Source organism: Natrinema gelatinilyticum (genome assembly GCF_024266705.1).
In the GTDB taxonomy this organism is placed as follows: Archaea; Halobacteriota; Halobacteria; order Halobacteriales; family Natrialbaceae; genus Natrinema; species Natrinema gelatinilyticum.
This window is the reverse complement of record NZ_CP100757.1, coordinates 1,267,805-1,279,707: the sequence shown is the minus strand read 5'-3', so window position 1 is coordinate 1,279,707 and position 11,903 is coordinate 1,267,805. Positions and strand designations below refer to the sequence as shown.

General features: G+C 57.9%; 9 protein-coding genes and 1 pseudogene. 3 read left to right on the top strand and 7 right to left on the bottom strand.

Features of this window, described 5'->3' with window-relative positions; genetic code table 11:
• The first annotated feature begins 333 nt into the window (after positions 1-333).
• Complete coding sequence (locus NJU76_RS24055) at positions 334-1,095, top strand: IclR family transcriptional regulator (RefSeq protein ID WP_254532955.1); 762 nt, start codon at positions 334-336, stop codon at positions 1,093-1,095.
• A gap of 1,118 nt (positions 1,096-2,213) precedes the next feature.
• Here NJU76_RS24055 and NJU76_RS24050 read toward each other — a convergent pair.
• The 3 genes from NJU76_RS24050 to NJU76_RS24040 form a co-directional block, all read right to left on the bottom strand.
• Positions 2,214-2,663 (bottom strand): MaoC family dehydratase, encoded by a 450-nt coding sequence (locus tag NJU76_RS24050; protein ID WP_254532954.1) that lies wholly within the window; start codon positions 2,661-2,663, stop codon positions 2,214-2,216.
• Positions 2,664-3,019: 356 nt separating this feature from the next.
• Complete coding sequence (locus NJU76_RS24045; RefSeq protein ID WP_254532953.1) at positions 3,020-3,721, bottom strand: bacterio-opsin activator domain-containing protein; 702 nt, start codon at positions 3,719-3,721, stop codon at positions 3,020-3,022.
• A gap of 1,258 nt (positions 3,722-4,979) precedes the next feature.
• Positions 4,980-5,171, bottom strand: coding sequence for a hypothetical protein (locus NJU76_RS24040; RefSeq protein WP_254532952.1), 192 nt, complete (start codon positions 5,169-5,171; stop codon positions 4,980-4,982).
• 101 nt (positions 5,172-5,272) lie between these two features.
• Between NJU76_RS24040 and NJU76_RS24035 the strand changes: the two are divergent.
• Together NJU76_RS24035 and NJU76_RS24030 are read left to right on the top strand one after the other, a co-directional pair.
• Positions 5,273-5,679, top strand: a pseudogene (locus NJU76_RS24035) (aminotransferase class III-fold pyridoxal phosphate-dependent enzyme); the annotation flags it as partial.
• A 157-nt stretch (positions 5,680-5,836) separates the two neighbouring features.
• A complete protein-coding gene (locus NJU76_RS24030; protein WP_254532951.1) occupies positions 5,837-7,180 on the top strand; it encodes an acetyl-CoA carboxylase biotin carboxylase subunit in 1,344 nt (447 codons plus the stop codon).
• A gap of 32 nt (positions 7,181-7,212) precedes the next feature.
• On the opposite strand, the gene NJU76_RS24025 is transcribed toward NJU76_RS24030, so the two are convergent.
• The 4 genes from NJU76_RS24025 to NJU76_RS24010 all read right to left on the bottom strand — a co-directional run bounded on the left by NJU76_RS24025 (position 7,213) and on the right by NJU76_RS24010 (position 11,903).
• Positions 7,213-7,974, bottom strand: a complete 762-nt coding sequence (locus NJU76_RS24025) for a LamB/YcsF family protein (protein WP_254532950.1) — start codon at positions 7,972-7,974, stop codon at positions 7,213-7,215.
• A gap of 163 nt (positions 7,975-8,137) precedes the next feature.
• The gene (locus NJU76_RS24020) at positions 8,138-9,034 is read right to left on the bottom strand and encodes an FAD binding domain-containing protein (protein WP_254532949.1); all 897 of its coding nucleotides are present in this window, start codon (positions 9,032-9,034) and stop codon (positions 8,138-8,140) included.
• On the bottom strand, positions 9,035-11,404 hold the full coding sequence (locus NJU76_RS24015; RefSeq protein WP_254532948.1) for a xanthine dehydrogenase family protein molybdopterin-binding subunit: 2,370 nt from the start codon (positions 11,402-11,404) through the stop codon (positions 9,035-9,037).
• Between the two features lies 1 nt (position 11,405).
• The gene (locus NJU76_RS24010; RefSeq protein WP_254532947.1) at positions 11,406-11,903 is read right to left on the bottom strand and encodes a (2Fe-2S)-binding protein; all 498 of its coding nucleotides are present in this window, start codon (positions 11,901-11,903) and stop codon (positions 11,406-11,408) included.

The window sequence follows — 11,903 nt, the reverse complement described above, 5'->3', positions numbered from 1 at the left end:
GAACAGCTACCAGTCCGCAATACCTTGACCCATACTACGGTATGACGTAGTACGAGACGGTATCGACCTCTCGAGCGCTCAGCAGTCTAGTCCGCGTCTTTCCAGTCTACGTCTCCATCTCCAACGACCTCTCTCCGGCGTAGAATGAACCGGACGTCGCCGCCTCTCCAAGAATTACACACATATAGATGTAATCGGTATTATGTAGCACTAATACAACATGATAGAATCCAATGTCGGCCTCTTCATCACGTGAGTCAGGCGAGTCGTTCTGTCCAACAGAACGGTCGATCGAGGCCAACTACAAGTACCGACAGCGAAATCGTGTCTATCATGGACCGCACAAACGCCCCCGTCGAATCGGTCGAAACGCTTCTATCAGTGGTAGAGTTCCTTGAACAGTCCGGAGAGGTGGGTGTAACCGAGATCGCTAATGCCGTTGCCGTCTCGAAAAGCACCGTTCACAATCATCTCACAACACTCCGTGAAAGGGGATACGTGGTCAACGAAGACGGTCGATATCGGCTCGGGCTCCGGTTTCTTCGCATCGGTGAGACGGTCCGGATGCGGACAGACCTTTTCGAGATCGCACGACCCCAGATCGAAACCCTCGTGGAGGGAACTGATCTGGTAGGTAACCTAGCTGTCGAAGAACAGGGGGAAGGGGTGTATCTGTATCGGTCTCGTGGAAGCGACGAGATCCGATTTTCGACGCGTGCGGGCGAGGTACACGACCTGCACTGTACAGCCACTGGAAAATCGATTCTCGCTCACACCTCACCGGATCGGTTCGACTCGCTCCTCGAATCGATCGATCTCGTTAGCTACACCGATACGACGATCACCGAGAGAGACGAACTACTGGACGAACTCGATCGAGTTCGTAATCGTGGTATCGCATTTGACGAGGAAGAGTACGGGCGAGGGCTTCGATGTGTTGGTGTTCCCATATTTGGTCCCAAAAACACAGTGGTTGGCGCAGTGAGTCTCTCGGGCCCCGCAGCCGACATGTCCGGAACCTGGTATCGAGAAACCCTTCCAGAACGATTACAAGCGACGAAAAACCGGATCGAAGTGAATCTTCACGATTATTGATCGTGGTGACTGGCCACCGTCCCTGTATCTTGTACTGTCTCATTAGCACAGTGAGAGAATGACCATCTGATAGAGCGAGTTTGGGCTTGTAGTTCGTGAATTCCCTCCAAGATTTGACTCCGAGGCACTCGCCTCACCCACCAGGGGTCTACTTAGCGAGCGCTTCAGAGCGGGATACGAGGAACAGTGGAGGTGTTGGCAGAGATCGCCTCAGAGAAGTCAACTTCGTTCGAACGATTTAAAACTTATTGAGAGTTTGTTCATGTAATACGACCATGTAGTTTAGACTTTAGTAATTATACTTCTGCTAGATTCTCGAGTAAGTTTGTTGCTGTTCCAACGACCTTGCCAGACACATCTTGGATTGATTATAAAATATTTACGAATATAATTGAATCAACCACATCGTTAATACAAATATAGTGGGATGACGTCATGTCTTTCTCAGACCTACCGAAGGAAAGCGCTCACTTCACTTTTGTTTCTGGCATATTTAGGCTCTATATAGATCAGAACGTGTAATTCTGGTTGACAGCAGCGTACAGCTAACAGTATTCTCCAATGAAGTAATTCACTAGTTAATAGTCTCAATATGATCAGAGATGTGCCCAGTATCAGCCTGTCGAGCAGCTTCGAGAACAGTTCTATGGACTGTCGATAAGGCTCGACTAGCACCGATTATGACTGTATCGCTAGTAGTAACTCAAACCGATAGATCACTTCAAAGAATCCGAGTGCTAAGGGTTATAAACTACGCAGGTGTTGACTTTCACGCTTTGACTGACAAATGGCGTCAGTAATATTGACTTATCTTGAATTGGCTACAGTCAGGTCACCAAACACGATTCGAGGTGGATGACATTGACAAATCAGCAGTTAAATTTCCACTTCTTGCAGATACCGGAGTGAACGTTCACCTCGTCCGACACGTAACGACGAACGATCCCGGCCGCCGGCAGCGTTGTGTCGAGATTTCGGCCAGCAGGCAGGGGGCAGAGAATCGCCTCTCCGCATTTCGACGTGATAGCGCTCACCTACGCCATCGCGAACCCGGATGCTCTGTGACAGTCGGTGTAGGCGAGTGAGCGACAGGATTCGCCTCGAGCCAACCGCGTCCACTACTCGCCGGGGGTTCGGCGCTCGATCATCCCGGTGACCGTGTACGAGAGGACGACTTCGTCGTCCTGGTTCAGCACTTCTATGTGAGTGTCTACGTTTCCTCGGTAGGGGTCGGTCTCGGAGGGGCGTTTGTCCACCACCTCAGTTCGGAGGGATAAAGTGTCGCCTGGCGTGACTGGTCGCTGCCAGCGAAGTTCGTCCACGCCGCGACCGCCCATGCCTGCGTTTTCGTTGAGATAGTTCTCGACGAGCATCCGCATGGATATCGAAGCGGTGTGCCACCCCGACGCGACCAGTTCGCCGAACGCTGACTCGGCAGCGGCGGCCGCGTCTAGATGGAACGGCTGTGGATCGTACTGTTCTGCGAACTCGATGATCTCCTCGCTGGTGACGTGGTAGTCCCCGAGTTCCCGTGTCGTGCCGACCTCGATGTCCTCGAAGTAGCGCACCGGTCGTGTGAACGGAAATCGGAGAGAAAAACGTAGCGGACGACTCGCCCTCGGCGGGTGTCGGTCGGTCCAATCTACGTTCGGCCCGGGTGTAGACCCCCGTTTTCGCGGATGGTGGTCTCAGTATCGATATCGGTGTTCGAAGAGGAGGTGTCTTCAGAACCATCTTCCGAGAAAATCTCCCAAGTGCACCCTGTTTGTGGGACGTGCGGTCTAAACGGTGAAGCCTCGAGGCTTGTCCCCGAGGTACTTTACTCACTACCGCAGCTGGGGGTCATTTGCATCCACACCGGAACGGCACTCAAGGAGAGTACCGAAAACGAGATGAGCGGGATGGATGGACGAGAGACTGCCGCTTACTCGATACCGAATACCTTTGAAAGTATCTTTTGTTCGGCTTTCCGCAAGTGTTCCGAGAACGTCGAATACGACACCCCAAGTTCGGCGGCGAGTTCTTCTCCGGTTTGTTCGCGAGGCCAATCATAGTAGCCGTTCGTATACGCGAGCAGGACGACCTCGTGTTGACGTGGAGTGAGTTCGCGAACGATCGTGTTGTAAAACTCTCTACGCTGAAACAGTGAGGCGGAATACTTCTTTTTCCGACGAGCGAGTATCTCCATGGATGGATAGCGCTCCCGAAAGTGAGAGATCACGTCCGATGCGGAATATATCGGAGGGATTTCGGCAGCGATGTGTGCGACACCGTTTGTACTCCCTAACTGCGTCGGGATAGCCCCTGCGTCGGTCAAGCTGATGATGAAAAATTCTCCATCGCCATGGATCCGAAATTCGACGATCAGGTTCTTCTCACCGGAGCTTACCACTCGTGCTCTAAAACCGTCGTACTTACTAGCAAACTCGAGAATCTGCTCTGAAGATGCGCTACTGATACGATGAAATACCGTGTATGCACCGTCGCTTCGAGGGAGTATCTGAAGGAGTTCCGCGTCACAACCGGTCTCCGCAGAGAGCGCGACCAAGGGATACCGGCGATCCGAAACCTTGAATTCAACCTCGACGATCGAATCGTCGGGTGTGGTCTCTTCGGACGAGGCCATAGTGAGAACAAAGAGAGTGAGGGGCATACACATTGTCGTGGCACTCGTAAGTGAAATAGGCGCTTCGGACTCAACCGTGTTCGCGTGATCGATCCCGGTGCTGTAGTACCACGCGACTTCGTCGTTGGTACCCATCCCGAAGGCTGTCGATACTACCGAGTACTCGATTTGCGATAGCCGAACAAACGTGCCCGTCGAATCGACACCACGTGCTACGAAATTCACGGACGGTCGATCGGTCGTCCGATAGAAACGCGTTGGATATTGTACCGTAATCGCGTAATCGGCGGTCAAATCGGTGGCCAATCGCTTCTCACTCTCTGCAAACGGGCCGAAAAACAAAACCTGCTCTCGTCGGTGTTCTACATGGCCGGCTGGCGACCCGGCCGACAGGGAATACCAGGGGACCGGTCTTTCGCGGACGGTCCCTTCCCGAACGGAACTAAAGTAAACTACCCGCCCTACTCGCTCTCGTCCGCCTTGCGGCGGTCGGTCACTCCTTGAGGACGGGGCGTTACCACAACGACATTGTACCCCGCGAACCCATGCATGGAGCGGCCCGGCTTCGTCTTACCGTCTACGGGTCGGGCAGTGGGCCGGAGTGGTGCTGCGGCCCACTTACCGGACCCGTCCCGTGGATTGTCCCCCCGATTTAATTCCCGGTGTTCTCGCGCTCTATCCCAACTGTGGGAACGGGACGTCAACCCGTTCGCGGTCGTCGTTCCCGAGTACAGACTGCGTTGGAATCGCACCACAGGAGCCAGTTTACTCATGGATTCTACCGACCCCGACTTGTGCAGGGACGGCAGTAATACGAGGTATGGAATGAACGATTTTGAATGTGGGAACACGCTTTCTCCCCTCCCTGCACGCTTCGCTCGGTGAGGAAGGGTGCTCCGCGCTACCACTTGCCGAACTCCACCGGCCGAGTATGCACTGTCAGAGCCAGTACATTGGAAGCACTAGACGGCTCGGTCTCGCTCCTCGAAGACGATTGGAACGACATCGCAGACCAGCTGCAACACCCCGGTCGTGATTCGACGACGCTAGACCGAGTCGGGTTGAACTGGCTATGTCTGGTACCCGACGTCAGAAGCGAGCTCGCAGAAGAGAAGCAACGCCACGTCTTTCGTCGACAACGGGGAGCCGATGAAGTACGGACGACGATGGCGATGTAGAATCAGTTGATCGGGAGTGTCGAGGTGCTATATATTACACACGACGACCCTCTGCTCGGCCGATCGGAAGGCATGAATGGTTAGGATAGTCGCTCCTCGAGGTCGTGCATCGCCTTCGCCCGCTCGGTCGAGAACACGGGGCAGATGTCCCCGATTCCGTCCAACTCTTGGACGATGCTCTGTCGAGACGGATGGGAGCACGTGCTGTGGAACAAATCAATATGGGGGCACTGCGCACACGATTCGGGGACGGACGGCGCCTCCGTGCTCATTGGGACCATCAAACGTTCGAGGGTACAAAATCCTACCGCCTACGCCCATTGTGGGAAGTGTTGCACCCGGATATACCGTTCCGAGGGAGATCCGACGCCATTCGATGTTCGGCGGGAACCTCGTGGCCTGCGCCGCTGCGTTGGCGACGATCGACGAACTGCAGAACGGGATCTTCGACAACGCCCGCGAGCAGGGACAGTGGCTCCCGTCCGAACTCGAGGCGCTCGAGGGGTACGGTGTCGTCGGGCAGACATGTGGGCTCGGACTGATGTGCGGTGTCGAACTCGTAGAACCGGGCACGACGAGACCACAGAACGTCGCACCGGCGCTGAACGGTACGCTTGCGTCCGACGTCAGCGACTACCTTCGGAACGAGTCGAATGTCGTGATGGGCGTCGGCGGTTACTACAAGAACGTCATGCGCTTCCAGCCGCCGCTGACGACTCGCGAGACCAGTTCGAGCGCGCCGTCGACGAACTCCGGGCAGCACTGGACGCGGTCGCCTGAGGGTCGAGTACGACCAGTATCGCGAGCGATTCGCGATACGATCGAAGCGGTGATCGCGGTGGTCGTCGCTCAGAAGCGGCCGAACTATTATGAATTTGGTCCAACAGCTTAGCTAAAGGTAGATTTATTTTGCTAATAAGAGATACTATGCTATATTGTGTTCGAAAAAGTTCTGATCGCGAACCGCGAGGAGATCGCCGTTCGAATTATCCAGTCGTGTAAAGAGCTGGACATCGACACGGTGGCCGTCTACAGCGACGCGGACGAGAACGCCAAACACGTTCGACTGGCCGACGAGGCCCACCACATCGGTAGCTCGAAGGCCAAAGAGAGCTATCTGAATCAGGAAGCGCTCTTCGAGGCTGCACGAGCAGCAGACGTCGACGCGATCCACCCCGGGTACGGGTTCCTCGCGGAGAGCGAGTCGTTCGCGGCCAACGTCGAGGACAGCGAATTCGCGTGGATCGGTCCACCAAGCAACGTGATGGCTAACTTCGGAGAGAAGACCAAAGCGCGCAAGATCATGCAGAAGGCAGGCGTTCCAGTCGTCCCTGGTACGACCGAACCAGTGACATCGGCCGAGGAAGTCGAGACGTTCGCCGAGGAACACGGCTATCCCGTCGCGATCAAGGCCGACGGCGGCGGCGGCGGGCGTGGCCTCAAGATCGTCCACGAATCCGACCAGATCGAATCGAAATTGCGGGAGGCGATCCGAGAGGGGGATGCGTACTTCGACAACCCCGCTGTCTACCTCGAGCAGTTCCTCGAGAACCCGCGCCACGTCGAAGTTCAGATCATCGGCGACGAACACGGCAACGTCCGACATCTCGGCGAACGCGACTGCACCATCCAGCGACGTCAACAGAAACTCATCGAGGAGTCGCCTTCGCCGGCGCTGGACGAGGACACCTGCGCCGAAGTCTGTGAGGCCGCCCGTCGCGGTGTGGCCGCGGCGGACTACGTCAACGCTGGGACCGTCGAATTCCTCTACGAGGACGGCGAGTTCTACTTCATCGAGGTCAACGCACGAATCCAGGTCGAACACACCGTAACGGAGGAACTCACCGATATCGACTTGGTCAAATGGCAGCTACGGGTCGCCGCCGGCGAGGAACTGTCTTTCTCGCAGGAGGAAATCGAACCGCGGGGCGCCGCCATGGAGTTCCGCCTCAATGCGGAGGATCCCGACAACGACTTCACGCCGATTCCGGGCACGCTTTCGACGTACGAACCGCCACGTGGCATCGGCGTCCGTGTCGATGACGGTGTGGACGAGGGTGATTCGATCGCCCCCTTCTATGATTCGATGTTCGGCAAATTGATTGTCACCGGACAGGACAGGGACGAGGTGATTGCCCGCGGAAAGCGTGCACTCGACGAAACGACGATCGAGGGGATTCCGACGACGATCCCCTTCCATCGCCGGCTGCTCGAGGACGACGAATTCGTGGCCGACGAACATACCACGAAGTACGTGGATCGAGAACTCCTCGACGAGTAACGGCCGGAAAACGAGCTTCGGACAGGTCGCGTTTAAGCGATTTCGGACAGCGACACAAGTTCGATCCCGTGTTCGTCGATGCGGTCGTGGATCGCCTCGAGTATCGGGACGGCGTTGGGGTTGTCACCGTGGATGCAGATGCTCTCGGCGGGAATCGAGATCTCCTCGCCGTTGGCCGCCTCGACGACGCCGTCGGTGGCGATCGAAACGAAGCGGTCAGCGACGAGTTCGGGATCGCGGTCCGCGAGTTTCTGTTCGATGATCAGGGAGCGATCGGCCCGATAGTCCAGGTCGACATACCCCTCGAAGACGGCCCGGAGACCGTCGACGTCCTGGGCGACCTCGTAGATGTTCCTGTCGGTCGCGAGGTAGACGAGGTCGCCATCGACCTCGAGCATCCCTTCCATGACCGCACGGGCGTGTTCTGGGCTCTCCGAGAGCATCGAGTACATTGCGCCGTGGGGCTTGACGTGCTGGACGGTAGCTCCGTGTCGGCGCGCGAACGCCGTGAGCGCGCCGAGCTGGTAGACGACGTAGTCCCGTACCTCTTCGGGAGTGGCGTCGATCTTTCGGCGGCCGAAGCCCATTTTGTCCGGGAGCCCTGGATGGATGCCGATCCCGACGTCATGTTCGGCCGCCATCTCGACCGTCTCGCGCATCACGTGCGGATCGGCGGCGTGATAGCCACCGGCGATGTTCGCGGACGTGATGTAGGGCATGACCTCGGCATCGTGACCCATCGTCCAGTTCCCGAAACTCTCACCCATATCACAGTTGATGTCGATCGCAGGCATGCGTGAAATTCGAACACAAATCTGGATATATCTTACGGCAGATTGCTTATATTATGACGAATTCGTTCCGTTCTCACCTTCACTTCCTGACTCCGATGGTTCGGGCCGGTCGATCAAGTCATCTGACTGTGTGATAGTCGTTGGAAGGATATACTGTTGTGAATCAGTCGCCGCTGACGTTTGCGGTCGAACCGACGCGCTCGATCGCAGTGTCGATAGCCTGTTTCGTGTAGACTTCTAAGAGATGTGCCCGGAACTCGCTCGACGCCGTACTATCCTCCATCAGCATGTAGGACTCAACGTCGTCAGTCGCGTGCTCGGCGGCCCGGTCGGAGAGACCGTCGTCGATCGTCTCTCCGGTCAGCGTGTCTTCGACGGATCCGAGCCGCATCGCGTGATCAAACGCACCGTTTGCGGCGATTCTGGCCTCGGTGATCACCTCACCGTCAGTCTCTAACACCGCTGCGACCCCGATCAATGCATAGCCCGACGACGGACTCGGCTTTTTCAGGTACGCTGACGCCATCCCCTCGGAGAGGTGTGGTATTTCGATCTCTACGAGGAGTTCGTCCTCTCCGAGGGCCGTCGTGAACATCGCTTCGAAGAACTCTGACGCCGGAATGGTACGCTCGCCGTCGGGGCTGCGAGCGCGGATCGTCGCGTCCGAAACGAGAACCGCCGCCGGCAGGTCGGCCGCCGGATCGGCGTGCGCGATGTTTCCGCCGACGGTCCCCGCGTTCCGGATCTGCACGTCACCGATCTCGGCAGCGGCCTCCGCAACGATAGTGTTTCGCTCGAGCACATCATCGCGAGCCGCGGTCGCATAGTTGGTCATCGCACCGACGGTACTCGACTGCTCACCGTGCTCGATCCCGTGTAATCGGTCGATGTCAGCGATGTCGATGATAACATCAGGGCTGGATAGCCCCGATTTCATCGTCGGAAGGAGGCTGTGGCCGCCCGCTAGCAGTTCGACGTCACTCCCGTCGTGTTCGACGAGCAGGTCAACGGCCTCTTTGACGTCCGCGACCGCGTAGTACTCGAACGAAGAGGGGTACATTTACGATCCCCCCTCCGTAGTAACCGCGGACCAGATCGTTTCGTTCGTGAGCGGCATATCGAGGTGATCTACGTCGAACGGTTCGAGTGCGTCGACGACGGCGTTGACGACCGCCGGCGTGGCACCAATCGTCGCGGATTCCCCAACGCCTTTCACGCCGAGCGGATTGTGCGGGCTCGGAGTCACCGTACTGTCCGTCTCGTATTCCGGTAGGTCGTTCGCTCGAGGCAGGGCGTAGTCGTTCATCGACCCCGTAACGAGGTTTCCGCCGTCGTCGTACTCGGCCGACTCGAAGAGTGCGGCACCGATGCCCTGAGCGATACCGCCGTGAATCTGTCCTTCGACGATCATCGGATTGATCTGCTCACCGCAGTCGTCGACTGCGACGTACTGCTGGATTTCGACCTCGCCAGTGTCCGGGTCGACTTCGACGACGGCGACGTGAGTACCGAATGGGAAGGTGAAGTTCTCCGGATCGTAGTACGACGTCGCCTCCAGGCCGGGCTCCATCTCGTCGGGAATGTCGTGGCCAAGGTAGGCCTGCATCGCCACGTCCTGGATCCGTATCGAGCGTTGTGGAGCACCTTTCACCTGGAACTCACCATCCTCGAACTCGATGTCCGCTTCGTCTGCCTCGAGCTGATGGGCGGCGATCGTTCGCGCCTTCTCGACGACCTTCTGGGCGCTAGTTGCGACCGCACCTCCGCCGACCGGCGCGCTTCGGCTCCCGTACGTTCCCATTCCCTGCGGGACCTTGTCGGTGTTCCCTTCAATGACTTCGATATCGTCTATCGGCACACCGAGTTCTTCGGCGGCGACCTGTGCAAGGGTCGTCCGGTGACCCTGCCCTTGGTCGGCGGTTCCGCAGTAAACGGCAACCTTCCCCGAGGGGTGGAACCGAACGACTCCCGCCTCCCAGCCGCCGGCCTTTGAACCGAGTTCACCGGCAGCCTTCGACGGAGAGAGCCCCGCGGATTCCACGAAGTTCGCGACGCCAATCCCGAGGTAGCGGTCCTTCTCGCGGAGGTCGGCCTGTCGATCGCGGAGGTTCTCGTACTCTACGATCTCGAGCGCACGATCCATCGCCCGTTCGTACTCGCCGCTGTCGTACACCATCCCGACGCCCGTCTCGTAAGGGAATTGATCGGGATCTATCAGGTTCGCTCGTCTGAGTTCTGTCTGATCCATCCCGAGGTCCTTGGCGGCCACGTTGAGCAGCCGCTCAGTCACGTAAATCCCCTCGGCGCGGCCCGCTCCTCGATACGCGTCAACGGGAGCGGTGTTCGTGAACGCCCCGATGACCCGGCAGTGAATGGCGCCGATATCGTACTCGCTCGAGAGGATGGTCGCGTAGAGATACGACGGCGTCGCCGTCGCGAACTGGAGCAAATGCGCCCCGAGGCCCGCGTGGGTCTCGACGCGCATCCCGCGAATAGTGCCGTCATCGTCTACCGCGAGTTCGGCTTCGGTCACGTGGTCCCGGCCGTGATTTCCGGTGACGTAATCCTCGCTGCGTGTCGCCTGCCACTTGACGTCCCGCTCGAGTTGTTTGGCACACCAGGCCGTGATGGCCTCGTCGGGGTAGTGATAGATCTTCTTCCCGAACCCGCCTCCGACCTCCGGAGCGACGATCTGGAGCTTGTGTTCCGGATGGCCGAGGGTCGCGGTCGACATGAGCATCCGGTGGAGATGCGGATTCTGAGACGTCATCCACACGGTCAACTCGTCGCTTCCCGGGTCATAGCTGGCCGCCGCGGCCCGCGGTTCGACGGGATTTGGAATGATTCGAGGCTGTTCGAGCTCGACGCTGGAGACGTGGTCTGCCGCGGCGAACGCATCGTCGACGGCGTCGCTGTCGCCGATATCGAAGTCAAACGCGACGTTATCTTCCGCCTCCTCGTGGACCGTCGGATCCGCGCCGACAGCCTTAGCCGGTTCGGTGACTGCGTCGAGTCGCTCGTAACTCACGTCGATATCGTCGAGCGCCTCGTGAGCGACGTATCGATCCTTGGCCACCACCGCAGCGATCGCGTCACCGGCGTGCCGGACTTTATCGGTCGCCATGAGACGATACTGCGGCGTTACAAGCCCAGGTAGCATCCACGCCGTCGGAATATTATTCGGAATCCCACTCGCTTCGATATCTTCGCCGGTGAAGACATCGATAACCCCATCTCGATTCTCCGCCTCACTTGTGTCGATCTCCTTGAGATCCGCGTGAGCGAACTGACTCCGCAGGATCGCTACGTGCGCGGCGTCGGGAAGCTTATCATCGGTGAACTCTGCTTCACCGGTGAGCAGTGCCGGGTCCTCTCGACGTTTGACGGACGATCCGAAGATGCGGCCGGACGCATCGGGCTGAGACGTCATTTCAATCACCAGCCTCCTGTTTGGCCATTTTCTCGGCAGCGGACTCGACGGCGTTGACGATATTCTGATAGCCGGTACACCGGCAGAGGTTCCCTTCTATGGACTCTCGGATCTCTTTCCGCGATGGGTTCGGTGTCTCCTCGAGGAGTGAGGCTGCAGTCATAAGCATCCCGGGGGTGCAGTAGCCACACTGTAACCCGTGCTCCTCCTGAAACGCCTCTTGGAGGGGATGGAGTCCGTCGCTATCGTCGTCGAGCCCTTCGACAGTCGTGATCTCTGTTCCGTCAGCACGGACCGCGAGCAGCGTACAGGACTTGACCGGCTTACCGTCGACGTGGACGGTACAGGCGCCGCAGAGACTGCTCTCACAGCCGACTTTCGGACCCGTATATCCGAGTTCCTCACGAAGCGCGTGAACCAGTAGCGTTTGCGGTTCTACGCTCAATTCCCGCTCTGTTCCGTTTACTGTGAGTGTGATGTCGTGTGTATTCGTGTTCAT